Genomic DNA, 25,190 nt, shown 5'->3' on the forward strand with positions numbered 1-25,190 from the left:
GTTTGCAACTTTGTTCATTTCTTTGATCTGAGAACGTTTCATGCATTCATAAGTGGTGGTCACTTACCCAATTTAGGGGATAAACCAGTAATAGTCCCCGGTGTAACCAATATCGTTGAAAAAAGATTTCCACTCGTCAACGTGCATGATTGTCTTTGCAGTAAGATTCCAGTGATACATGAGTTCTTTTTCTTGCTCATTGCGATAGGCATCCACAGTGATAAAACTATTTCCTCGTGAAACTCTTTCGATTTCTTGGAGAGCGCTGGCAAGCTCAGGTTTCTCGAGATTGTGAACAGTGTTAATTGAGATCACAAGGTCGAAAGAATTGTCCTTATAAGGGAGATCAATCGCATTGGCGGTTTTCAGAAACGGTTTGACTTCCTCTTTTGCATTTTTGATTGCGTAGTCAGAAACGTCGCATCCCGCAATGGTAATATTTGGAATTAGACGCCTAAAATCATATAGCATAAATCCTTTGGCGGCTCCAATGTCAAGAACAGAGCTTTTTTCGGTGAGGTTGTACTGGTTTTGGAATGTGGGAACAACAGGGGTCCAGAATCGCTCCATATATCCAAAGCCTCCATATCCGTGGCGACGGTCGCCATCAAAGAAGTCCTTGCCGAATTGCCTTGCAATGGCGCGGTCTTCTTCAGTTTTAGTTGCGCCCCTTTCTTTGACGTCTCGTTTTGTTTTTGGATAGTTAATGAGAAGGTCGATTTCTTGTCCCATGATTTCCTTAAGCTTTGTGGATGTATTCGAGTGGTTTTTGGTTGATGGCATCAAAATGAGAGTTGACCCAACCGACAGTCTGGTTGATTCCCTCTTCAAGGGAGATCTCAGGTTTCCAACCGAGCTCAGTGCGGATCTTAGTAGAGTCGATAGTATAGGCTTTGTCTTGACCGAGGCGCTCGGGCGTGATTTCTGTCGAATTTTCGAAAGAAACATCCATTTTTTTGCAGATGGTTTTGACGACATCCTTAACAGCGACTCCTTGATCGGGTGAGATATGGTAGATTTCACCGTTCTTACCTTTTTCCATTGCTAGGAGCTCGCCGTTGGAGACATCACGGATGTGGATATAGGATTTAACGGCAACACCGCCCCCATGAAGGCCAATCTTTTTATTGTTTTTGAGATAGATGGCAGTGCGGGGGATGATTTTAAAAAGTTGTTGGTGTGCGCCATAAACATTTGTAGCGCGGATCATTACGAGAGGAAAGTTGAAATTTTTATAGAAGGTAAAGAGAGACATATCTCCTGCAGCTTTTGAAGCAGCATAGGGAGTGGACGGGTTTACAGGCGTGTCTTCCTTAATAAATCCCTGACAGGTGCCATAAACTTCAGGTGAGGAGATATGGACATATTTCTTAAGAAATTTTTTGTCTTTAAGAAGGTTGGCGAGTGAGGTGAGGGCAACTGCATTGGTTTGAAACCAATGGTCAGGATTTTCCCAGCTCGGCCCAACTTCACTCTGTGCTGCAAAGTTAACGATATACTCGGGTTTAAAGTCTTCTAAAAGGCGGTCAAGTTTATCGAGGTCTTGATTCAGATCGATCTGCTTAAATGTAAAGTGAGGGGAGTTTTTCGCACGATAGGGGAGAAAGAGAGCATCTTTTTCCTCTGAACGGCTGATGCCGGTCACTTCATATTCTCCCTTTTCAAGAAGGAGGTCGATAAAATCACTCCCGGAAAATGAGTTACTACCAATAACGAGGACTTTTTTCATTTTTTGTTTCCTATGTCTTCTAGAAAGGGCCAGTAAAGGAAGCATCAGGGACGTCAAGTGGGCCCTCGCTTCGGTATTCGAGTAACTCTTGAAGAAGTGATTGTGCCTTAGAGGGCAATCGCATCATCTTAAATGTTTCCATTGCAATATCGCGATGGGAAGGGTAGTAGTGGTTTGCAAGTGCCCAGCTAGTGGGGCTATGGCGGTCGGGATAGGTGACTCGCGAAGGAGGTGCTTTTAAATCGTTAAAGGCTTCTTCTGTGATGGATGCGATAACTTCAGCTGCAAAGCCACAGCTTTTCCAGTCGGGGTCTGCAACAAGGAGGCGTCCGGTTTTTCGGACTGACTTGATGAGCGTTTCTTTGTCAAGCGGCTTGACCGTGCGAAGATCGATGAGTTCGACACTTACTCCTTCCTTTTCTAATACTTCGATCGCTTTACGTGCTTCTAAAACCATATGCGAGGTGGCGGCGATAGTGATGTCGGAGCCTTCTTGAATGACACGAGCTTTTCCAATAGGAACTTCATACATTTCCTCAGGGACATCGCCATGAGTATTGTGAAGCCACCGGTGTTCAAGAAAAACAACAGGGTTATTATCCTTGACGGCAGAGATTAAGAGACCCTTTGCATCATAAGGCGTGGAGGGCATGACGACTTTAAGGCCTGGAATGTGGGCGAATAAACTTTGCAATGATTGAGAATGTTGTGGGCCTTGCCCCCATCCTCGTCCCATGACAAGGCGGATGACAATTGGCGCAGTCATTTTGTCACCGAACATATAGTGCCATTTAGCGGCATTATTGATCAGTTGATCGAGAGCCAAAAGAAAAAAGTCAACGCGCTGGTGTGTCATAATAGGGCGCATTCCTCGAATAGCGCATCCAATAGCAACACCGGTCATTGTGTTTTCAGAGGTGGGCATGTCCATCACACGACTGGGACCAAATTTCTCTTGAAGTCCGGTAGTTGTTCCAAATGTTCCTTTAGGATCTGGAACACCCAATCCCATGAGGTAAACGGAGGGGTCAAATTCAAGCAGTTGGGAGGTTCCCTCTAAGATGGCTTGATTAAATTTAAGGTCTCTCGTCATGGGGCTGCTCCGCGTACATCAGTTCATAGTCTAGGTCAAACTTCGGAAGTGGGCTTTCCTTTGCAAAGGTGAAAGCCTCATCAATTTCCCTCTGGAAGGTTTCTTTCATAGTGCTAACATCTTCTTCAGTGATGATATTTTCTTTAATAAGTTTGTTTTGGTAGTTTGCAATCGGACACTTCTCTAACCAGAAATCAAACTCCTCATGTGTGCGGTATCCAAGGTCGGTGTCATAGTTAGGGCCGCAGTGCTCTCTAAAGCGATAAGTGTCAAGCTTGATAAAAGCAGGGCCATTCCCATTACGGATCGAGTCGATTGCTTCTTTTGCAATGGAGTAGCTTTCTTCGACGTTGTTCCCATCTCCTTTTTTTGAAAACATTCCGTGTGCTTCGGCAATTTTGCATAAGTCACGGGTCTCTGGTTGTCGGACATCAATGGGGGAGTAAACAGAATAAAGGTTGTCTTCGCAGACATAGAGCATGGGAAGGTTTTTTAACGCAGCAAAATTGAGACATTCCCCAAAGACACCTTCTTCAGTAGCTCCTTCTCCAAAGTAAGAGACTGTTATTTTTTTGTCTCCTTGAAGGAAAGAGCTAAAGGCGAGCCCTGTGGCAACAGGAATACTATTTGCTACGATAGGAGTGGAGCCCATCATGCCAACGGATTGATCTACAAGGTGCATGGATCCACCTCGTCCTAAAGAGCATCCTGTTTTCTTGCCATGAATTTCAGCGATCATTGCTTTAAGATCGCCGCCTTTGGCTAAGTAATGCGCATGGGCACGATGATTACTCATGACGAGATCGCCGCTGTCGAGGGCTTCAGAAACTCCAACAGCAATCGCTTCTTGTCCAATACTGAGATGAGTTGGGCAGCGCATCTTCTGTTCAGAATAACGATCGGCAATGGTTTCTTCAATCATTCGAATACGAAGCATTTTATAAAATAGGTCTGATTTGTTCACTTGAGTAACCTCGTCAGGAATTTGTTAAAGGGGATTTTTTTGATCGGTTCTTTGTTACCAACGATTTGCACGTTAAGAGCGGAGGCAATCGAGCCAAAAAATCCGGCAAGTGATATGGGGTAGTTCTTTGCAGCGCACATAGCAGCCAAAGCGAAGAAGCTATCACCAGCTCCGACTCGATCGACAGTATTCGAAACAAGGGCAGGGATTCTAATAGTAGGCTCTTCTTCAGATGAGCAGAAGACTCCATCAACTCCTTGTGTAATGCAAATATTGCGGCACTGAAGCAACTCAGAAATATCAGCAGCAAGGCCCTCCATCGAACTGTATCTGTCGTGGGCTGAAAGACGGAGCTCTGGTTCATTGAGGGATATCAGATCGGCGCGGCGGTAATGGGTTACCACGTTAAATCCACGATTCCCGCTATTTGTTTGGGTATTAATGGCTAAAAAGTTTGGAAGTGCAGACAGGGCATCGATGATCAGAGGATTGGTGAAGCCATTCCCAAAGTCGCAAACCAAAACGAGATCAAAGTCTTGAGTGTGGTTTCCTAGATATGTAATCACATGGTCTGTTTCTGCTTCTGTAAGAAGGAAATCATTTGTCGAATAGGTTTCAAAAAGCTTGGATAGACGATTGCCATCTTGGAGAACATACCGTTTCTTTATCAGAGTTGAATGCTTGGGTTGTGTTACGAATTCCTTTTGAATGTTTGGATCAAGGAGGTTATCAATAAGAGGAAGGTGTGAACACTTCTCGCCAAGCGAGGTTAGGAGAGTGACATGATCAGAAAACTGAGCGATATGGTTTGCAATAATGAGTGAGCCACCAAGGTAACGTTCGTTTTGGCCGCAGCGGGCAACCATGTGGAGTCCTTTCCCTGATTGTCCCATCGGATCGGTAAATTGATATTCATCAATAATAGCGTCCCCTACAACTAGAACACGTAGTTTTTTGAGCTCTTCCACTTTATTAAGTAGGTCATCGATGGTGTATTGTTCTTTCATTTCTGCAAGAAATGCACGAAGCTCAGGGGAAGTGCTTTCGTAGTAGCGGTTGAGAAGAGAGGAGGAGCTAAAAACAATGTCGTCCGTATAGAAAACGGAGCCATGTGCAGCCTGCACGGCGCGCACCTCGTCGGCAATCTTCTCTGTTACATCTGTGGCATGGTCCGCATATTCTTTCCCTTTCACATAAATATTTGGCTTGATTTTCTTGATGCAACTCACTGCATCAGGGCTATCATTCAGGACAACATAATCAACGCAGTTCAATGATGCTAAAGTCTCTGCTCGGAGCGCTTCATTAAAGGCGGGGCGACCAGGGCCCTTATTGACGAATCGGTCAGGTGTGATAGAAACAATAAGTTTTGTTCCCTGTTTTTTGGCTTCTTTAAAGTGACGAATATGTCCAGGGTGAAGCAGGTCAAAAACTCCATGACAATGGACAATTTTCTCCCCTTCTTTTTTATCTGCCTCAAGGAGCTTTTCAAGCTCTTCAAACGTCTTTAATTTATTTTGCATGGCTTAATTGTGCTGTTGTTTCATTTGAGGTGAGTTTAAAGCTCCACGAATCAATGATTGTGTGCAATAAAAAAAAATGTCCCATTTCGACAAGCCCATAGTCAACAATCGGCAGATAAAAATTGAGACCACCTTGCGCTCTTAATGGGTTGTGAGGTTCGAATCCGCTGAGAGTAATGATTGGAATATCTTTTGATTTGGCAATAGCTGTTCCATTCAAGATGTTTTGTGAATTTCCAGAGCTACTAATACATACTAAAAGATCGTTTGGTCTGAGTAGTAAATCGAGAGGTCGAGAAAAAACTTGCTCATAGCCAAAATCGTTGGAAATGCAAGTCATTACATTAGAATCGTAAAGAGTTTGTGCAGGGATCTTCAATGCGTTTAGAAGGTCAATGGCAAAGTGAGAAGCGATTCCTGCGCTGCCTCCATTCCCAATCACAAAAACGGTTCCGTCCTTCTCTTGAGTTTGCAGTAAAAATGCGTGGAAAATTTGAAGAGCTTGCTCTTTGCTCAAGACCCTACCAGGGGATGAAAATTCACACTTGCTGATAACTTCATTAAGCTGATCAAATCGTTTTGAAAACATTGCTGCTCCTTTTACGAGAGGTATTGAAACCAGGTTTTTGTTGCATCTTCAATGCTATCTGGGTCCCATAAAGGGGCCTCACGGAAATCTTCGACTTTTTCGAGAAGCTGTTTTACTCCCTCTTCAAACGGTGTCTTAGCTTTGAAGTGAAGCATCTTTTCTATTTTTGTCGTATCGGCAAAAGTGCAGTCAGGCTCTCCAGGACGCTTTGGTATATTGACGGAATCTCCAGAGAGGAGTTCCACAATACGGTTCACTGAATAATGGCTTCCACTACCAACGTTAAAGATTTCTCCACTGACAGATGACTCAGCAGCAGCAAGAAACGCACGTGCAACATCCTTAACAAAGGTGAAATCGCGCGTTTGCGATCCATCGCCCACGACAGTCATGGGTTTGTTGTTGAGTTTTTGTGTGAGAAAAACTCCAAAAACGGCTCCATAGGTTCCCGTGGTTCTAGCGCGGGGACCATAGACGTTGAAGAGACGCAGTGAAAGACAAGGCATTTTATAAACCTGCTCCCAATGCATAACGAGTTCCTCACCCAAAAACTTAGTGAGTGCGTAAGGGTACTGAGGTTGAATAGGCTCATCTTCTGAAGTGGGATAATTTTTTGGAATGCCATAACATGAAGAAGAAGCGGTATAGAGAAACCGTTTCACGCCCGCTTCTTTTGAGCATTCAAGAACATTAAAAGTTCCATCCACATTCACTTCGAAATAATCACGTGGAGACTCAATCGAAGGGACGACATCAGCCAAAGCTGCCATGTGAAATACCCATTCGACCCCTTCAAAATAAGGGCGGATCTCATCTATTGAGCGGATATCTGCCTCAACAAACCTGAGGTTCGGGTTATCCTTAAACTCATCAAAGTTTGTGAGTCTCCCAGAGCGGAGGTTATCTAATACGACGACCTCATGGCCATTTTCGAGTAGAAGTTGTGTAAGATGGCTACCAATAAACCCAGCGCCACCCGTTACAAGTGCTTTCATTGGAGATTGATCGCCTTCATTGTTTTGATATTAAAGTATCGCTTATCATCTAGAGAGTTAGGCAGTTTCCCGTCTTCAAAGGCCTCAACTAGACTGTCAACGGCATCTTGGATGGTATAGTTTGGTGTAAAGCCAAGCTTATCGGCGATCTTTTGAGAAGACACATGGTAAGAACGGTTATCATCGGTTGGGATTTTCTCAAGATCAATGTCCTTTTTTCTTCCGACGGTGGATTGAACGATGTCCCCAAGTTCTTGTACCGAATAATTGTGGTATCCTACGTTGAAGATTTCTCCCTGGATTTTTTCTGCTGGCGCTTCCAAAACATGCAAATAAGCACGGACCATATCGCGTACATGGATATTGGGACGCAGTTGATCTCCTCCCATAACCTTGATCCTTCCAGTATTAAAAGCCAGGTTTGTTAAAATATTGACCACAACATCAAGGCGCTGGCGGGGAGCATACCCGCAGACAGTAGCAGGCCTGAGCACACAACATGTAAAGTTTTTATCTTGATACTTCAGGAGGATTTTTTCGCAGGCTGCCTTAAATTTCGAGTAATCGGTTAGAGGCTTGAGTTCCATGTCTTCGGTGACATTAGGAACATCTTTAACGCCATAAACTGAGGATGATGAGGCATAGATGAATCGTTTTACTCCTTTTCTTTTTGCCACCTGAACAAATGGTTCGAAAGGATCAAGATTGATCGACTTTCCAAGGTCCGGATTGAGTTCAAAACTAGGGTCATTTGAAATGCAGGCAAGGTGGATGACAAGGGTACATCTGCCATTTAAGGCAGCTTCCATTTCTTTAAGATTGCGAATATCGCCCTTTATAAGTTTAAGTTTGGGGTGATCTTTGATGTCATCGAAGACTTCTTTCCCATAAAGGAAAAGGTCATAAACAGTCACTTCATAACCAGCATCCAATAATGCTGGAACAAGGAGCGATCCAACGTAGCCTGCTCCACCTGGAATAAATACATGCATGTTGCACATCCACAATTTAAATCAAAGAATAGGACTATACAAAATTTCTTGTCATCGCGCAAGCGCAAACCCTGTTTGCTTCCTATTTGACCTTCCTTTATATTGGTGGGCATGCGAGTTGCACTGGTACATGATTGGCTTACAACTATGGGCGGCGCGGAAAAGGTTTTGGAAACCTTGACCGAAACTTTTCCTGCAAAGCTTTTTACTTTGGTTCAAGATCCAAAAAAACTTGAAGGGACACCCTTCGAAGAAATGGATGTTAAAACCTCCTTTATTCAGAAGCTTCCACGTGCAAAGAGCAAGTATCGCTCTTACCTTCCTCTTTTTCCTATGGCAATTGAGCAATTTGATCTATCGGACTATGACTTGGTTATTTCATCGTCCCATTCGATTGCGAAAGGGGTTCTCACTCACGCAGATCAACTGCATATTTGTTATTGTCATACCCCTATGCGCTATGCTTGGGACCTTTACCAACAGTACTTGAGAGAAGCAAAACTGAAGAGTGGATTAAAGGGAGTTTTTGCAAAGTTTTTTCTTCATTATCTTCGAATGTGGGACGCTCACTGTTCTTCTCGCGTGGATACATACGTTGCGAATTCGGAGTATGTCGCGAGAAGGATCCAAAAGCTTTACGAAAAAGAGGCTATGGTTATCTATCCCCCCGTAGATGTTGACTATTTTTCACTCTTTGAGGAGAAAGAAGATTTTTATCTAACAGCATCAAGAATGGTTCCCTATAAGAAGATAGACCTTATCGTAGAAGCCTTTGGGGAAATGCCTGACAAGAAACTTGTGGTGATCGGGGATGGCCCAGAAATGGATAAAGTGAAGGCAAAAGCTAAGGGAAATGTCGAGGTTTTGGGGTACCAAGAGGATTCTGTTCTCCGCTCTTATCTGCAACGCGCGAAGGGGTTTGTCTTTGCTGCACTAGAGGATTTTGGGATTCTCCCTGTTGAGGCTCAAGGCTGTGGTACTCCGGTTATTGCCTTTGGAAAAGGTGGGGCTTGTGAAACCGTGGTAGAAAACGAAACAGGACTTTTCTTTGAGGAACAATCAGTACCCTCTCTGATAAAAGCGATTAAAGCATTTGAAAAGCGAGAGTTTGACCCCAAAAAGATACGCGCGCATTCTGAGAAGTTTAGATCGGAAATCTTCAAAGCAAAATTCCAGGCCTTAGTGGCTGCAACAGTGGAAGGAGCTCGATGAAAGGACTGATTCTTGCAGGAGGAAGTGGCACCCGTTTATGGCCCTTGTCGCGAGAAGACTATCCTAAACAATTTTTATCTTTAGGTGAAGAAGACTCATTTTTAGAACAAACCGTTTCCCGATTGTCCAATCACGATTTATTGGTAATAGCCAATCAAAAGCACCGCGCTCTTGTTGAGGAGCAAGTAAAAAAACCGATTCTCATTGAGCCTTCAGCTAGAAGTACTGCTCCAGCCATTGCCTTAGGGTTGAAACATTGGATCGACTGCTGTGGAGCAACTTCTGAAGATGTCTGTGTGGTGACTCCCTCGGACCTTTATTTTGAGAATGAGGAAGATTTCATGAGACTCCTTCCAAGTGCTGAAGAAGGAGCGCGCCGATCTGCTATTGTTACTTTCGGTGTTGTTCCAACCCATCCTGAAACTGGGTACGGCTATATCAAAACGCGAGGTGGAAAAGGAGTTCTTCCTGTTGAAAAGTTTGTAGAAAAACCTAGTTTTGAAACAGCGGTATGCCTGATTGAGAAAGGCAATTATTATTGGAATACAGGAATTTTCGTCTTTCAGATTGGGCATCTTTTAGAAGAATTTGAAAAGCATGCTCCTGAAATTTCAGCGTGGATGAAGACCCCATACGACTCTTGTATGGAAACGTTTTCTTCGCTTCCAAAAATTTCTTTTGACCATGCGATTATGGAAAAAACGGAGGATATTCTTATGATCCCCTATCCTTCAGTGTGGTCAGACCTAGGAACTTGGAAACGATTGGATGCAACCCTTCCAAAGGACGAAAAAGGGAATTATTTTTCTGGTGCTGTTGAAGCAATCGAAACTGAAAATTGCTTGGTCTTTGGAGAGGGTATTGTCACTTTTGGAGTAAAGGATCTCGTCGTGGTAAAACACCAGGGGAAGGTGGTTGTTTGTTCGAAGAAAGATCTTCACCGTCTGTCCAATTTGAAAACATAGTCATATTAAATAGAAGAAAGACAAACCACGTAAGGTGGTGGTGCATGTTATGGTTTGTTGCAGCAAACAAAAAAACATGAATCAACCCTACAATAGTGATTTGATTGTTGTTGAATTGCACAAAGATTTTTCGAATTCGATGGCCATTTTCTCCGAAATAGTAAATAAGGGTGCCTCCTAACAGAAGGGTGCCTATGAGGCCCACTTCAAAAAGGAGCTCTAAATAGACATTATGGGCGAGAATATTAGCGCCAAATCCATTTCCTAAAAAAATGCTTTTGTTTAGGTCTTCAAATCCCTTTATCCATTCAGCAACTCGAATTCCAGTCGACCCATAAGTAAAACTAATTGCTTTGACTCCAGCGACAAAAATTTTAAAGAAGTCGATCGAGTAAGCTTTTAGAATCAACAAGAGTGTTAAGCCAAGAAGAGTGACTTTTGTAACTATTTTTCGGATTTCAAGGGATGCAATGCAAAGATAGATGAGCGTGATTCCAAAAGAGAGGTAGGCTGCTCGTGTTGTGGTGAGAAGAAATGCGATAAAAGTCAGACCAGCAAAGACGAGAGTTAAAAACCGTTTTTTCTTTGCGTATAGGAGAAGAAGAAGTGAAAGGGCAAAGCTGGATACATTGCCGTATTCATTGGGATATGTTCCTGGGGAAAAACGAAGAAGTCCCCACCCCATTTGTGCTTCAACAGAGTAGCGGTGAATCGTTGCAAAAGAAATTTTCCCTGAATAAAAACCGATATAGAAGATATATCCGATCAGAAGGGAAAGAAAGAATCCTGCTAGATAAGTACGAATAAGCCTTACTCTCTCGTTTCGGTCACGAAGGCAAAACGCTGCACCAAACATAAAGAGACACTGAGCTACAAAAAGAAAGCATCGGAAAAGAGGGTATGCATCCCGGTGGAAGTCTTTATTATGAGTAAAATATGCCGAAAAGAGGCAATAGCCCATGAAAGGGACAAAAGCTAAAACTGTTTTCCACTCTTTTGTTCTAAGATTAACAAAGAAGAGGGGTGAGAGGATTAGCAAAAAGTGGTAGAATCGGAATGCGTATGGCATAAAGGAGGGGGTAAGAAGGGTTCCCAGTGGTCCAAAAAAGACAAAGCAATAGATCAAGAACCTTTGAAAACTGCTCAGAGTAATCATTTCAGGATGTGTTTGCTAAGGATGCCGGCAAGCTTCATCATGTCAATAGGATCGGAGTGGCCGAATACTTTAGCAAGCTTATCATCAGGAACAATAAGCCTTTTATTGTTAGGGTCTTGAAGATTCTTTGACTTGATATACTCCCAAACTTTTTTGGTTACCTCTGTGCGAGAGAGTTCTTTGGCTCCTACAATTGCCTGTAGCTCTGGAGAAAGGGGATTGGGTTTTCCAACGGCTTTTTTTGCCCCTTTTTTCTTTACAGAGGTTTTTTTTGCTGCCGTTTTCTTGGTTGCTTTTTTCTTTGCACCCTTTTTTGCAGCGCCTTTCTTAGATGCCTTTTTGACATAAGGGGTTTTGGGATAGTCTTGATACTTGATTTCTAAGTCATCCAGCTGGTTTACAATTACATTACAGTCGGGGTAGTTTGAACAGCTAAAGAATGGCTTACCCCAACGACTTCGTCTTTGCTTGATATCTCCGTCGCAGCCAATTGCTGGACATTTAGGCATATCTTCCGGAACAGGTTCGTCCTTTTTGGGAATGTTAATAATTCCGTTGCAATCAGGGTAACGTGTACAACCTAGGAAAGCACCAAAACGGCCAAAACGAATTTTCATTGGAGAACTGCACTTGGGGCAAATCTGGTCCCAGTCAAAGTTTTCTGCGTAATCTTCTTTTTTAAACTCAAGCGATTCAATCGAAACGGTGAATTTACAATCGGGATAGTTTGAACACCCATAAAAATATTTATCTCTCGCCCAAATTTTTTGAAGCTTGTTTCCACATTTCGGGCAGTTAATATCTGTCATCAACTTGGGGACAAATGCTTCCTTTTCAGCTTTTTCTAAAATGGGAACAAATTTTGTCCAAAACTCTTTTAAAAATTCTTGCCAGTCTTTTTTGTTTTCTGCGATCTCATCGAGATCAGCTTCCATCCGAGCTGTAAACTTGATATCCATGATCAAGTTGAAGTGGTTTTCCAGCATCTGGGCAATAATTTTTCCAAGTTCAGTTGGCTTAAGAGCTAAACGTTCCTTGGTTGTATAGGCGCGCCCTTGGATCTTGTTCATAATAGAGGCGTAAGTAGAGGGTCGTCCAATCCCGCATTTTTCAAGTTCTTTTACAAGAGAGGCCTCGGTAAAACGCGGAGGAGGTTTTGTAAATGATTGGTTTGAATCCACGTTAAGAAGTTTGAGGATTTGGCCTTCTTCTACTGGGGGAAGGAGTTTATCTTCGTTTTGTTTTTTCTTTTCATCATCATCGAGATCTTCTTTTTCTTGGTAGACAGCTAAAAACCCTTGGAATTTGATGATAGAGCCAGAAGCACGGAGGGTTAAATCTTGATCCGTTTCAATTTCGCAAGAGACTGTATCGTAGATTGCTGGGTTCATTTGTGAAGCAAGGAACCGGCGCCAGATTAGGACATAAAGTTTATATTGATCGATCGAAAGGTGATTTTTGATTAAATCAGGAGGGTGATTCAGGTTAGTTGGTCGGATTGCTTCGTGAGCGTCTTGTGATCCTTTTTTGGTAGCATACATTTTTGGTTTTGAGGGAAGGTATTCCTTGCCATAGGCACCATCGATAAGTGTTCGAGCAGCATTGATTGCCTCCATTTCCACGCGAACAGAGTCTGTACGCATATAGGTAATCAAACCTTCTGTTCCTTCCGTACCAAGATCAACCCCTTCATAGAGACTCTGTGCGATTCCCATTGTTCGAGAGGCTGCATAACCATAATGGCGGCTGGCCTCTTGTTGAAGAGTTGAAGTGATAAACGGGGGAACAGGATTTCTCTTTTTCTCTTTCTTCTCGACCTTCGAAATTTTGTAGGAAGAGTTCTCAAGCCGAGCGACAAGTTTTTTGGCGTCTGCTTCATTAGAAATGAGGGCGACATCTTTTCCAGCAATCGCTTCCTTTTCAATCCGCTTTCCTTCGATTAAGTGGAGAGAAGCTGATATCGAACGTTCTTTCGGATCTCCTTGAAGGGTTGTTCCTATAGTCCAGTATTCCACTGGATCAAAGGCTTCGATTTCAAGTTCACGGTCGACAACTAGCTTGAGTGCAATAGATTGAACTCGACCTGCAGACAAGCTCGTCGTTCCGCTTCGCTTGATGCGTCTTTGCAATAGAGGGGAGATTTTATAGCCTACCATACGGTCTAGTAGGCGACGTGCTTGTTGAGCGTTTACTGTTGAATGGTCAATCTCTCTAGGGTGTTTTAACGCCTCAGAAACCGCATCTTTAGTAATTGCATTGAAAGTCACCCGTTTAACTGTGGGGCCCTTTGGCAGGATATGTGCAATGTGCCATGCAATTGCCTCCCCCTCTCGGTCAGGGTCGGGAGAAAGATAAACGGTGTCACACTCTTTCGCGGTTTTTTTGAGTTTTGCGATGACATCCTTCTTATCAGGAAGGTTTTCATATGCCGGCTCAAAGTTGTTTTCGAGATCGATTCCAAATCCCTTTGAGGGAAGATCTCGAATATGGCCAACCGATGACTCCACATGATAAGAAGATCCTAAAAACTTTTTTAGGGTCTTCACTTTCGTAGGAGACTCGACGATAATGAGTGTTTTGCCTTTCGACTTTGTCATATAGTTCATTAAATAAATGATAAACATTTCAGGCTACTTAATTTTTAGGATTTATTGCAACCTTTCAATGGGTAGCTATGAATTCTATTTTTTGGGTTGAATGAGAATTGTGAACCAAGTAACGTGTTTTTCAAAAAAATTACTGTCGTTGGAGTATTCATTTCATGAAACGATTTTTCTTTATTCTGTTTTTGATTGGGATTGGATTTGCGCTTGGGGTAAGTTATCGAGAAATCAGAGCGGAAATTCAGACAAAAAGGCACCTACAAAGAAAGCAAACTGCTTATGCGACTGAACCTGTTATTCACAACAAATCCTTTGTCGTCATTACATATGCTCCAGATAGCAGAGGTGCGCATCAGCAAAGTTTGCTGTCAACTCTCAGTCAAAACTACCCTGATTTTCGGGTCATTTATATCGACGACGGTTTAAACTCAGACTCCTCATTTGTTGAAAAGTATGATCAAGAAGGGAAGGTGACCTATATAAGGAATAAGGAGTCTATCGGGAGCATTGAAAGTTTTTATAGAGCGGTTCACTCGTGCAGGTCTGATGAGATCGTGGTGCTCCTCAGAAATGAGGAGATGTTTGCTCAAAATGATGTTCTCAATCGTCTGAACAGATACTTTGCAGATTCTGCAGTGTGGATGGCATCAGGTGAGGAAATAAGACTCAACTCATTTGAAAAAATTGCTGCAGGGAAAAGTTATCAATTTTTTTATGCTGGACTTTTCAAACACATCAAATTGCAAGATTTTTTGACAGATGGTGCTTTTAAGACAGGAGAGTATGAGAGAGTCATTGCAACACCTCTTTTGGAGCTTTCTGGAGAACATGCATATTTAATTCCTGAGCCACTTATGTTAAGCGCATTAGATAAAGTGAAAGCGGATCAGTTAGAAGTGAAAAACTATGCGCGCATTAAGGAAAATCCATGGCATGATTATACCTTGGACGAGGAAAGGGTTGATATTGTGGTTTTTTCTTACAATCGACCTTTGCAGCTCTATGCTTTCTTAGAGTCTTCAGATAAATATCTGGAGAATCTTCATCGACAATTTGTGATTTATCGAGCAGGAAATGATCATTATGAGCAAGGCTATCAAAAAGTTAAAGAGGCGTTTCCTCATGTGATATACATTCGTCAGTCAGTTGAAAATCCTTCTGAGGATTTTGCCCCTACAGTCCAAAAAACTGTTTTTGATCGCAATGTATCGACTGCTCGCTTTGTAGCTTTTGCCTTGGATGATAATGTGATAAAGGATTCTATTGATCTCAATAAAGCGACACAAGCTTTAAAGGAAACGGGTGCATATGGGTTCTACTTTAGGCTAGGGCGACATCTAGATAATCATGTTGAGGAGAAAAGAATTCCCCTTGCTGAGGGTGTGAATGCTTGGCAATTTTCTGAGATGGATGGAGAGTGGTCACTCCCAAATTCTGTTAACATGACCCTATTTAGAAAGGAGGATATCTATCCTTATTTCTTATGTATGAAATTTCACAGTCCAAATATTTTACAGGCTCTGTGGAATGAACATGCAGATTTATCTCAAGTTGGGTTATACTATGACCAATCAAAAGTTGTGAATTTGCCCCTAAACATTGTGACGGAAAATGAATGGGTAGTTGAGCAGGTCACAAATATATCGACAAAAGAGCTTCTGACCTTCTTTGATCAGGGCCTCAAGATGAATATTGCCCCCTTGGAAAGAGTTGAAAATGAAAGAGTTGAAATTGATTTTAAGCCAGAGTTTACGAAAAGGTAAGGTTTGGAAAAAACGTTGAACCCACTACGTGCTTTCCTTTCTGTCCGTGCGAAAAAAAATGTATTTAAGCACAGCGATGACTTCAATACCTTGATGGGATCCAACAAGAGCGTTTGGGATTTTGTTAAAACTCATGAAGATCACCAAAATATTCGGCTTTTTACCGAGCAATACGAAAAAAATAGTAAACTGCAGTTTTTGAAGGGTGATGAAAACAGGATTCCTAAGGTCATTCACTTAATTTGGATTGGACCGAATCCTTTCCCTAAGGAGGCTGTTGAGAATGTGAGTTCTTGGATCGAAAAGCACCCTGACTGGAAAATCAAATTTTGGACAGACCGCAAGCGCCCTCTTCCGAATGGAAACATGGAATTAAATCTTGTTTCGGATTTTAATTTTGAAACGTTGGGTGCCTATTACAAGGCTTCTGACAACTATGCTGAAAAGTCTGATCTTCTCAGGTATGAGGTTCTCTACCAAGAGGGAGGCCTTTATGTTGATCATGATGTAAAATGTTTTAAATCCTTTGCGCCGTTCCACCATAACTTCGATCTATACTGTGGTTTGGAGCCTCCCCATGAACCAGTGCTTAACAGTTCGATATCTGTGAATAATAATGTTATTGGAACCTGCCCAAAACACCCGATTCTTAAGAAAACTATTGGACATGTGAAAGAGCGTTGGGATGAAGTTTCTGCTGCTTACCCAGGTAATGATAAGGAATCAACTATTTATCGCGTAGCGGAGCGTAGCTGGTCTTCTTTTGGCGACTCTGTAAGAGAGCTTATTGGAAAAGTTGAAACGAAAGATATTGCCTTTCCGGCAGCGTACTTTAACCGTATTGATGATGGGATTCCCTTGTTTGCTCACCACTATTATGCCTCAACGTGGTTTGAGGATGAGACAAAATTCGAGAGGAACGTTAGGAGGAGGCTTGTCTCGATCTCTCGCAAGAATAACCAGATTCTCCTTTTTAACGCAGTGATCTTAACTGTGAATTTGGCTCTTTTTGTAGGGCTAATATTAACATTAATTTTAAAAGGTAAGGTTTGAAGAAGGAACTGATACTCTTATTATTTATCTGCCCCCTTGTTTTCTTTTATGTTTTTTCTAATAACCTTAAGAAGAGCAAGGTCCCCGTGGTTACAAATTTAACTCTTCAGCATCCATTCGAAGAGCTTGAGGGAAGTGGTACAGACGATTGGGGCTACATTCAGACAAAAAGAGATTACAAAGATATTGAGTATTTTAAGACTCTTTACAAAAAAAATCAGCAGTACCAGTTCAACTCAAGTCCAATTTTCAAGATTCCCAAAACAATTCATTTGATTTGGATCGGTCCCAAACCCTTCCCCTCTAGCTCGGTAGAAATTATTCGTACTTGGAAGGCCCACCATCCAGATTGGACCTTCATTTTTTGGACTGATAGAAAACGTCCTCCTCCTTGCCGAGAAATGCAGGTCCGATATGTGGAAGATTTCAACTTCCTATATCTAAAAGAGAAATTTGAAGAATCAAAGAATTGGGGAGAAAAATCAGATATGTGGCGTTATGAAATTCTCTATCAACTTGGAGGAATTTATATCGATCACGATGCAAAGTGTCTTCGTCCTTTTCATGGACTCAATACCGGGTATGATTTTTATGCGTGCTTAGAGATGCCTCATGAAGGAATCGATAACCTTGCAGTAACAGCTGGGATTGGAATCATCGGTGCAAAACCTCATCACCCTGTAATGAAAGAAGCGATTAAGAAAGTGTTGGACCGTTGGGATGCTGTGACAGAAAACTTCTCTTCGACAGATCCACTGGTTCAGGCAAGGCGTGTTGTACATCGCACTTTAATCGCCATGACTCATGCTTTTAGCGCGGGGCTTAATCATCCAGAAAACACAGATATTATTTTCCCTGCTTGCTACTTTTACCCGAAGCATGGACTTCCAGGGTTCTATTCAGAACATCTTTATGGAACCACTTGGCATGATCTCGATGAATCTCCTAATGAAAGATATTTTTCGCAGTCACTGCGCTCTTTGAGAAGTCGCGATGCAAAAATTATTAAAGTTGAGCTGTTTAGTCTGCTTGCTTTGATGGGGTGTTTCATTTTATATGTTCTCACCAACAGAGAGATAAAAAAGGGGGAATCATGAAATTGTTTAGAGTTTTAATTCCTCTTCTCTTTCTTACATTTGCTTGTGAGAAAAAAAATGAATTCAAACAGAGCGATGATTTCAACACACTGATGGGATCCAACAAAAGTGTTTGGAAGTTTGTTAAAACGCATGAAGATTACCAAAACATTCGCCTTTTCAAGGCATTGTATGAGAAGAACAGTGCTCTGCAATTTCTAAAAGGAGACGAGGTTAAAATCCCAAAAGTCATCCATTTTATTTGGGTTGGACCGAATGCGTTTCCTAAGGAGTCTATTGAAAATGTGCATTCTTGGATTGAAAAGCACCCCGACTGGACGGTCAAATTTTGGACAGATCGCAAGCAGCCTCTCCCAAATAAAAATATGGAAATGAAGCTCGTCGCAGACTTCAATTTTGAATCATTGAAATATTGTTATGAAGAGTCTGATAACTATGCTGAAAAGTCGGAGCTTCTTAGGTACGAGATTCTCAATCAGGAAGGTGGGGTTTACGTTGATCATGATGTAAAATGTTACAAACCTTTTGCTTCGTTTCATTATAATTATCATCTATATTGTGGCTTGGAAGCTCCCCATAAGCCAGTGCTTAGCAGTTCGATCTCCGTAAACAACAATGTTGTTGGAGCTTGTCCTAGGCATCCAGTTCTTAAGAAGACCATAGACAATGTAAAAGAACGTTGGGATGAAATTTCTGCGGCTTTTCCTGGAGATGATAAGGAGTCAGCGATTTATCGCGTGGCACACCGTAGTTGGTCGGCTTTTGATGATGCTGCAAGAGAGCTTTCTGGCAAGGGTGCAACAAAGGATATTGTCTTCCCCGCAGCCTATTTTAATCGCATTGATGAAGACTTTTCTCTTTTTGCACACCATTACTATGCTTCAACGTGGTTTGAAGATAAGACAAAATTCGAGAGAAACGTTAGAAGACGTCTTGCCTCGATCTCTCGCAAGAATAACCAGATTCTTCTCTTTAATGCGGTAATCTTGACCGCAAATCTGGCTCTTTTTGCAGGTCTATTGATCCAGCTTAACACGATTAGAAAAAGAAAGCATGCTAACTAAAGAGGAACTGAAGTCATTAGGGGAAGAGGGGATTATCCCCGGTCCAGATGAAACTGAGGCGGCCTTTGTCAAGCGCATTGACATTCTCCGGAGTCAAAAAAAACAAGAAATTGACGGAAAAATCCTGGAAGAATGGGATCCTGAGTGCGGAGAGCTCTATGGAGTTTTCCCAAAATGGATTCCAATGACATATTCGAATCAAGGGCTTCTCCCTTGGCAGGGCGCAGCACTCTGGGTTTTCGGTGAAAAAATTCCTCTTATTCAGCTTCGGAAGGGGTTTAAAAAGGGGAGATTTCTATTCTATTCAAGGGATGAAGTATTAAGTCATGAGACTTTGCATGCGCTCCGTGTGGCTTTTAATGAGCCTCGTTTCGAAGAGATTCTTGCATATGAATATTCTGCTTCTAGATGGCGCCAATTTCTGGGCCCTTTATTTCGTAAACCCAGCCATGCACTTTTCTTTATCTCATTGATTTTGATTTCTTTGGTTGTTCAGATGACCTCTCTTTTCTTTCTATCTTCTCCATTTCTTCCTATTATTAGGATTGTGGCGGTGATTCCTTTTGTCGACTTAGCCTTTAGATTCGCGACATTAGTTAAGGATCGAAGAATACTAAAAAAAGCTCTCAAAAAACTTTCTCAAATCTTTCCTAATCAAAAAAACACATTTCCTATTGTACTTCGATTAAAAGATTCTGAGATCCAAAAGTTTGCATCGCAACCCGTTGAAAAGCTTCTCGAATATTTGGAAGTTGAAGTTCCAAAATCACCCCGAATTAGGCAGATTTTAGCTCAATTCTGTTGACAAGCCTTCTCTCTCTAGTTATTCAAACTATAAGGGGAGTATAATAAAATGAAATCAAATAAAAGAGGAAAGTCATTATCACATAGGCTTTTAATACTATTTATTATTCTATTATTGCCGACCTTTTTTGTTAGAGAGTATCGGTTGATCAAGTCTAAGAAGGAAACTCGGATCATTCCTGCGGAAGATTTTGCTTTTATTGAAATAGAGCCGGGCGAAGATAAATCATTTACTTTCATTGTATTAACTCATAATAATATCGATTCAATTGATCAAAATATTGACTCGATCCTCATGCAGAAATATTCAAACTTTCGAGTTGTTTATATTGATCATCAATCAAGCGATGGCACGACAGCTCAAATTCAGAAAGCGGTGAAGAGAAAAGATCGTAAAGTATCCTTAGTTGAATGCGAATACGATCATCAGGTTTACGAGAGATACTACAATCTTGTTTCTCATTCTAAGGATGACGAGATCATCATTCACCTCTATGGAAATGACTGGTTAACTCATGAGGATGTTCTCACCCGTTTAAATCAGAATTATACCAATCCCGATGTTTGGCTTACCTATGGACAATACATCGATTATGTGAACCTGGAAAAGGGAATTTATGATCCTAAGCCCAAGAAGACCCTATACAAAAAAAGAGTCCAACGTGCTCCTTGGGTTGTTGCGCCATTGAAAACCTATTATGCAGGGCTTTTTAAAAAGCTTCATATTGAAACAGGATTTTTTATCTCGATTAAGGATGAAAATGCGCTGCTAATCCCGATGGCTGAACTTGCAAAAGCTCATATCCGCTTTATCCCCGATGTCTTATACATTCATAATGAAAAACTTAAAAGAAATCAAAAAAATAGAAGAGTTACCTTTATAGCTGACCCTGTAAAAGCTGCCCTAAAGCAGCCTCATAGGGAATCTTTGGTAGATCTTGTTCTTCTTTCTGAAGATTCTCCTACGCAGCTCGATGCTTGTTTGGCTTCGTGCGAAAAAAATCTCAATGGAATCACCACGATCCACGTGATTTATCAATGTACTGAAAAAAACTTTAATGATTATGAAATGGTGAAACAAGTGCATAGTGGGGTACGGTTTGCGCGCTCTTCGGACTACGGCGAAGCGCAGTTAAAAAAAGCTATTCTTCGATCTCTTTGGGGAAACGCAGAGTCTTCTCCCTATGTCCTTTTGTCAACAGATCAAGTGGAGGTCTCAGAAACTATCTCTCTTCCGGTTTGTGTTGCAGCCATGCAAAAAACCCATGCCTATGGATTCTATTTTCACCTTTCTAGGGAGGATAGAGAACCTCTGCAAAAAGGGATCTACTCTTGGAATATCCGCCGGGGAGAAGGGTCATTCAAGAATCCAGACGCTCTCCAAATGGGGCTCTATCGCCGTTTGGATCTTGAAAAAGACATCAAAAAACTGTCTTTTTCTTCGCTTCATGGGCTTATCAGAGCTTGGGCAGATGAAATCGATTGTTATAGAATAGGCCTATCGTTTGAAGAATCTAGGGTTTCCTCAACTTCCGTTGAGATGCTGACCCGATCTTAAGTTCCTTGCGATATTTTGTGACAGTGCGCCGAGCACATTGAATTCCCTGAGATAGAAGCTGTTTAGAAAGTGTTTCGTCTGAAAGGGGAACTTCTTCCTGCTGAATAAGTTTGAGAAGGAGATCTTTTGCTTGCTTGCTTGAAATGTCTCCTTTTATGGATCTGAGCCCTTGATTAAAAAAGCTTCGGAATGTCAGCAAACCTCTGGGGGTAGCTAGAGCCTTATTAGCAATAGCTCGAGTGATTGTCGATTTGCTAAGAGAAAGCGCCTTTGCAACCTCTTTCATTGTAAGCGGAGTGGGAGCAGAAGCGATTCCTTCAAAATAATCTTGCTCTCTCTTCAATAGATAAGTTGCAATCTCCTGTAGCGTCCTCTTCCGACGATCTATTATCCGGATCAGCCATTTCCCTGCATCCAAATGGCGTCTGATTAGAGCGATCTCATCATTTTTTAATTCTTTCTCTTCCAATGCATTGAGGTAATAGGGATGGATTTGAATCGGTGGCAACGAGGAGTCATTCACTTCAACGCTCCACACGTTTTCTTCATTGCGGAGGGTAACATCTGCTGTAAGAAAGGGGTTCGCTTCATCTTGGTAGCCGTTAGCAGGGAAAGGGTTGAGGGGGCGGATCTGTTTGTGAATGATAGCTTTAACTTTGCTTAAGGTAAGATGCATTTCTTTTGCAATCTTTTGAAGCCGGAGGTGAAGCAGATCATCATAGTGATTCGAAACAAGCGAGTAGGCAAGGGAGTGGTTTTTTTCTTCGAGTTGAATAAGAAGAGCTTCTTGAACAGAGCGGGCTCCTACTCCCCTTGGCTCCATTCTTTGAAAGACATGAAGAACTTTTTCCTTCCCCTTCACTTCTTCTTTTGAAAGAGTTAGCATCCCTTTGCTATTAAGGGAGCCGGCAAAATAATGGGCGATTTCTTTTTCTTCTTCGGTAGTGAAGTGTATGGCAATTTGAAAGAGCAAGTGATCGTAGAGACTTGGCTTTGAAGGCGCAGAAGAAGGATCGAATTCCTTAGCAGGGCTACGGGGCAGGTCGAGTACAGGGTTTTGTTCGATTTCCTGCTCTAGCCAATCAGAGAGTTCTTCAGTGGGAAGTTGAAGAACGTGAAAGGCACGCTCCATCGCAACGCTCATAATTAAGTGTTGATCTTGCTGAATACACTGACTGAAATGAAGGTTTCTTCCCATTTTTCTCCCCCTATTTTTCTTATATATCAGAGAAAAAATACTAAAAAGCTGTTTTTAAATTCCTTTGATTAATAGAATGTTGGGGTCTTTTGAAGAAAAATTACTTGCGAAACAAATTATAAAATGACAACAATTGATCGCAATAAAAGCATTTTGATAAAGGATGACAAAAGATGGAAAAGCCAATCGCCGTTATTTTAGTTGCTGGCATTTTTCTGGCAGCGGTTCCTTTTGCTCATCTCTTAGTAGAGAATCAGAATGATAATTATCTCCGCTATCGAGAAAAATATACCCATAATCTTAAAAATCCTCTTATTCAGCGGTACCGTGAACGTTCCTGTGAGGCGTGTAAAGCAATGCCAAATCAGGGAAAAGAAAATGAGGAAAAAAAATGGAATTACTCCCGCTAACGAGTGTTATATTTTCACTCCTTGCAGGGGCGCCTGATATGGGTGGCCCAACAAGCGATACAAAGGGTGATATTGTAAGTCGCTATATTGGTAAACAAGTTGAAGAGTCGCATGATGACAGCATTGTCCACAAGGGTGACGAGGTTGACAAAGAAGTCTCTTAGATCTGGGTAGTTACCGATCTTTAAGAGCTAAACATAGAAGTGGACCTCAAGCTGGCTCCTACTCTATGCAGACTTTAAACTTGGCGTATTTGCCGACAAGTGAGCGGGTCGAATTTGATTCGAGAAATTCGACATCGTAGCTGAGGCCTAGTGATGTTTTGTAGGATTTCTTGATAATTCCTTTTCCAAAGTCTTTATGAAACACGGTAGTTCCTGCTTTAAAACCTGTTTCTTCAGCCCAGTCTTCTTCTTCAACGAGGTCTTCTTCAGAGAAAGAGGTAAGAAAATGCTGGGGGATTTCTTTAAGGAATCGAGAGGGACACATCACTTTTGAGATGCCCCACATAAACCGGTATGTTGAGGCAGTGAGGTAAAGAAGTTGCTTTGCTCGCGTCATCCCGACGTAGCAGAGTCGTCGTTCTTCCTCTAGGGCTTCAGGTGAGTCCTTAGAGTTAATATGTGGAAAGAGGTCTTCTTCCATCCCTACAATAAAGGTAAGGGCAAATTCTAGTCCCTTACCGTTGTGGAGGGTCATCATTCGGACAGAATCGTAAGCAGGCTGATCATCAAGGCTTGACTTAAGGGAGAGTTCTTCAAGAAAGGCGACTAGAGTGGGAGTTTCTCTTTCGCCGCTCCATTCTGCTGCTTTGTTAATAAGAGCTTCAAGATTGCTTTTCCGATCTTCGTGTGTTTCGGGGTCTTCGCGGAGGACGCGTTCATAGTTTGAGTTTTCAATGGCCGCTTGAATGATCTCTTCAAGAGGTTTGTCATCAGAAAGCATATCTTTGAGAGTTCTCAAGGTGTAGAGGTAATCGGTGATTCCCTCCTCAACTTTCTTAGTCAGCTTCACAACCTCTGTTTCTCTTGAAAGAAGTTTTTTCACAAGAGTTAGGATCGGAAGAGAGCTGCTTTCAGCGGCGTCTCGAAGCTTTACAAGGGTGGCTTGCCCAATTCCTCTTTTAGGGAGATTAATTGTACGTGCAAAAGCGAGGAAGTCGGAATCAGAAACAACCATTCGCAACAGGGACAGAATATCCTTAATTTCTCGTCGTTGATAAAAAGAAAGCCCACCATAGATTACATAGGGAATCTGGTATTTTAATAGGGCATCTTCAAAGGTGCGAGATTGAGAGTTGGTCCGATAAAAAATCACACACTCTCTAAGAGGAAGGTGTTCTTCCCTTGTTTTACGCACAAGCTCTTCAACAACAAAAAGAGCTTCTTGCCGCTCATTTTCGGCAATGTAAACACCAATTTTTTCTCCAGCGCCAAGATCACTCCACAGTTTTTTTTCATAGCGTTCTTCGTTGTGTTGAATCAATCCATTTGCAGCTTCCAATATGTTAGACGTGCTTCGGTAGTTCTGTTCAAGGGTGATTACCTGAGCATTTTCGTAATCTTTTTCAAATTCAAGAATGTTTTGGATATTGGCCCCGCGCCATGAGTAAATCGATTGGTCAGGATCTCCCACAACAAAAATATTGTTGTGTTTTTCAACAAGGAGTTTTGTCATAAAATATTGAGCGGCGTTCGTATCTTGATATTCATCAATTAAAATAAACGACCATCTTTTTTGATAATGCTCGAGGGTTTCTTTTGACTCTCGAAAAAGTTTCACAGTTAGATAAAGTAGATCATCAAAATCCAGAGCATTGTATTCTTTGAGCTTTTCCTGATAGGTAACAAAGACATCTTTCAAGAGTTGGTCGGTGCGCGTGCGAAAGTCTTTAGAGAGATCATTCGGAGAGAGAAGGTCATTCTTAGCATTCGAAATTGCAGCGCGGAGCGATTTTAAGAGTCCTTTTTCGTTTTTGTAGCCCATTGCTGCAAGACAGTTTTTTAGCAGTTGAAGGCTGTCATTTTCATCATAAATCGCGAAGTCATTTCGATAGCCAATCGCACTAATCGATTCCCGAAGAATCCGTGCTCCTATAGAGTGAAACGTTGATGTTAATACATACTGGTCAGCCATTCTTTTAATGCGGACCCGCATTTCATCAGCGGCCTTGTTAGTAAAGGTCAGAGCCAGAATCTCGGAGGAGGGAACGCCAACTTCTAAAAGGTGGGCAATACGACATGTTACGACGCGGGTTTTCCCGGATCCAGCACCAGCCAACACCAGCATGGGACCTTCCATGTGCGTTGCCGCAATTTTCTGTTGTCGATTGAGATCATTCATAAGGGGACCACGATAACACGGCTAATATATCGAATCAAGAAGAGGTAGAATTTCCAATATTTTCATCATTCTTCTGCTT

Annotated in this window: 22 protein-coding genes; 10 read left to right on the forward strand and 12 right to left on the reverse strand. The window is 42.0% G+C overall.

Going from position 1 to position 25,190, the window contains the following annotated elements:
* Window positions 1–72 precede the first annotated feature (72 nt).
* The 8 genes from R2I63_RS06015 to R2I63_RS06050 are packed head-to-tail and all read right to left on the reverse strand — an operon-like array spanning window position 73 to window position 7,885.
* Window positions 73–732, reverse strand: a complete 660-nt coding sequence (locus R2I63_RS06015) for a class I SAM-dependent methyltransferase (protein WP_316355808.1) — start codon at window positions 730–732, stop codon at window positions 73–75.
* A gap of 7 nt (window positions 733–739) precedes the next feature.
* Window positions 740–1,729 (reverse strand): GDP-mannose 4,6-dehydratase, encoded by a 990-nt coding sequence (locus R2I63_RS06020; protein ID WP_316355810.1) that lies wholly within the window; start codon window positions 1,727–1,729, stop codon window positions 740–742.
* A 19-nt stretch (window positions 1,730–1,748) separates the two neighbouring features.
* The gene (locus tag R2I63_RS06025) at window positions 1,749–2,822 is read right to left on the reverse strand and encodes an alpha-ketoacid dehydrogenase subunit beta (protein ID WP_316355812.1); all 1,074 of its coding nucleotides are present in this window, start codon (window positions 2,820–2,822) and stop codon (window positions 1,749–1,751) included.
* Window positions 2,806–3,786, reverse strand: coding sequence for a thiamine pyrophosphate-dependent dehydrogenase E1 component subunit alpha (locus R2I63_RS06030; RefSeq protein ID WP_316355814.1), 981 nt, complete (start codon window positions 3,784–3,786; stop codon window positions 2,806–2,808). Before R2I63_RS06030 ends, R2I63_RS06025 begins: the two co-directional genes overlap by 17 nt.
* Window positions 3,783–5,309 (reverse strand): PfkB family carbohydrate kinase, encoded by a 1,527-nt coding sequence (locus tag R2I63_RS06035; RefSeq protein ID WP_316355816.1) that lies wholly within the window; start codon window positions 5,307–5,309, stop codon window positions 3,783–3,785. The genes R2I63_RS06030 and R2I63_RS06035 overlap by 4 nt, the downstream gene beginning before the upstream one ends.
* Window positions 5,299–5,898 (reverse strand): SIS domain-containing protein, encoded by a 600-nt coding sequence (locus R2I63_RS06040; protein ID WP_316355818.1) that lies wholly within the window; start codon window positions 5,896–5,898, stop codon window positions 5,299–5,301. The genes R2I63_RS06035 and R2I63_RS06040 overlap by 11 nt, the downstream gene beginning before the upstream one ends.
* Window positions 5,899–5,909: 11 nt before the next feature.
* Window positions 5,910–6,893 carry an SDR family oxidoreductase gene (locus tag R2I63_RS06045; RefSeq protein ID WP_316355820.1) on the reverse strand — a complete coding sequence of 328 codons (984 nt, stop codon included), beginning with the start codon at window positions 6,891–6,893 and terminating at the stop codon, window positions 5,910–5,912.
* Complete coding sequence (locus R2I63_RS06050) at window positions 6,890–7,885, reverse strand: NAD-dependent epimerase/dehydratase family protein (RefSeq protein ID WP_316355822.1); 996 nt, start codon at window positions 7,883–7,885, stop codon at window positions 6,890–6,892. Before R2I63_RS06050 ends, R2I63_RS06045 begins: the two co-directional genes overlap by 4 nt.
* Window positions 7,886–7,996: 111 nt before the next feature.
* On the opposite strand from R2I63_RS06050, the gene R2I63_RS06055 reads away from it, so the two are divergent.
* Entirely contained in the window at window positions 7,997–9,097 is a 1,101-nt protein-coding gene (locus R2I63_RS06055) for a glycosyltransferase family 4 protein (RefSeq protein WP_316355823.1), read from the forward strand.
* Window positions 9,094–10,062: a mannose-1-phosphate guanylyltransferase gene (locus R2I63_RS06060; RefSeq protein WP_316355825.1), complete on the forward strand. Its 969-nt coding sequence runs from the start codon at window positions 9,094–9,096 to the stop codon at window positions 10,060–10,062. The genes R2I63_RS06055 and R2I63_RS06060 overlap by 4 nt, the downstream gene beginning before the upstream one ends.
* On the opposite strand, the gene R2I63_RS06065 is transcribed toward R2I63_RS06060, so the two are convergent.
* The gene (locus R2I63_RS06065) at window positions 9,962–11,218 is read right to left on the reverse strand and encodes a hypothetical protein (protein WP_316355827.1); all 1,257 of its coding nucleotides are present in this window, start codon (window positions 11,216–11,218) and stop codon (window positions 9,962–9,964) included. The genes R2I63_RS06060 and R2I63_RS06065 overlap by 101 nt on opposite strands.
* Window positions 11,215–13,815, reverse strand: coding sequence for a type I DNA topoisomerase (topA, locus tag R2I63_RS06070; RefSeq protein WP_316355829.1), 2,601 nt, complete (start codon window positions 13,813–13,815; stop codon window positions 11,215–11,217). Before topA ends, R2I63_RS06065 begins: the two co-directional genes overlap by 4 nt.
* 164 nt (window positions 13,816–13,979) lie before the next feature.
* On the opposite strand from topA, the gene R2I63_RS06075 reads away from it, so the two are divergent.
* The 6 genes from R2I63_RS06075 (at window position 13,980) to R2I63_RS06100 (ending at window position 21,160) form a co-directional block, all read left to right on the forward strand.
* The gene (locus R2I63_RS06075; protein WP_316355831.1) at window positions 13,980–15,584 is read left to right on the forward strand and encodes a glycosyltransferase family 2 protein; all 1,605 of its coding nucleotides are present in this window, start codon (window positions 13,980–13,982) and stop codon (window positions 15,582–15,584) included.
* Window positions 15,585–15,599: 15 nt separating this feature from the next.
* The gene (locus R2I63_RS06080) at window positions 15,600–16,637 is read left to right on the forward strand and encodes a glycosyltransferase family 32 protein (protein ID WP_316355833.1); all 1,038 of its coding nucleotides are present in this window, start codon (window positions 15,600–15,602) and stop codon (window positions 16,635–16,637) included.
* Window positions 16,638–16,723: 86 nt separating this feature from the next.
* Window positions 16,724–17,734: a glycosyltransferase family 32 protein gene (locus tag R2I63_RS06085; protein WP_316355835.1), complete on the forward strand. Its 1,011-nt coding sequence runs from the start codon at window positions 16,724–16,726 to the stop codon at window positions 17,732–17,734.
* Window positions 17,731–18,798, forward strand: a complete 1,068-nt coding sequence (locus R2I63_RS06090; RefSeq protein ID WP_316355837.1) for a glycosyltransferase family 32 protein — start codon at window positions 17,731–17,733, stop codon at window positions 18,796–18,798. The genes R2I63_RS06085 and R2I63_RS06090 overlap by 4 nt, the downstream gene beginning before the upstream one ends.
* Entirely contained in the window at window positions 18,788–19,603 is an 816-nt protein-coding gene (locus tag R2I63_RS06095; protein ID WP_316355839.1) for a hypothetical protein, read from the forward strand. Before R2I63_RS06090 ends, R2I63_RS06095 begins: the two co-directional genes overlap by 11 nt.
* Before the next feature lie 48 nt (window positions 19,604–19,651).
* On the forward strand, window positions 19,652–21,160 hold the full coding sequence (locus R2I63_RS06100) for a glycosyltransferase family A protein (protein ID WP_316355841.1): 1,509 nt from the start codon (window positions 19,652–19,654) through the stop codon (window positions 21,158–21,160).
* On the opposite strand, the gene rpoN is transcribed toward R2I63_RS06100, so the two are convergent.
* Window positions 21,117–22,358, reverse strand: coding sequence for an RNA polymerase factor sigma-54 (rpoN, locus tag R2I63_RS06105; RefSeq protein ID WP_316355843.1), 1,242 nt, complete (start codon window positions 22,356–22,358; stop codon window positions 21,117–21,119). The genes R2I63_RS06100 and rpoN overlap by 44 nt on opposite strands.
* Window positions 22,359–22,531: 173 nt before the next feature.
* Here rpoN and R2I63_RS06110 point away from each other — a divergent pair, with 173 nt between their 5' ends.
* Both R2I63_RS06110 and R2I63_RS06115 read left to right on the forward strand, forming a co-directional pair.
* Window positions 22,532–22,768, forward strand: coding sequence for a hypothetical protein (locus R2I63_RS06110; RefSeq protein ID WP_316355845.1), 237 nt, complete (start codon window positions 22,532–22,534; stop codon window positions 22,766–22,768).
* Window positions 22,750–22,932 carry a hypothetical protein gene (locus R2I63_RS06115; RefSeq protein WP_316355847.1) on the forward strand — a complete coding sequence of 61 codons (183 nt, stop codon included), beginning with the start codon at window positions 22,750–22,752 and terminating at the stop codon, window positions 22,930–22,932. Before R2I63_RS06110 ends, R2I63_RS06115 begins: the two co-directional genes overlap by 19 nt.
* Window positions 22,933–22,990: 58 nt before the next feature.
* On the opposite strand, the gene R2I63_RS06120 is transcribed toward R2I63_RS06115, so the two are convergent.
* Window positions 22,991–25,111, reverse strand: a complete 2,121-nt coding sequence (locus tag R2I63_RS06120; protein ID WP_316355848.1) for an ATP-dependent helicase — start codon at window positions 25,109–25,111, stop codon at window positions 22,991–22,993.
* Window positions 25,112–25,190: the final 79 nt, after the last annotated feature.

Source organism: Candidatus Neptunochlamydia sp. REUL1, from assembly GCF_963457595.1.
Classification (GTDB): domain Bacteria; phylum Chlamydiota; class Chlamydiia; order Chlamydiales; family Simkaniaceae; genus Neptunichlamydia.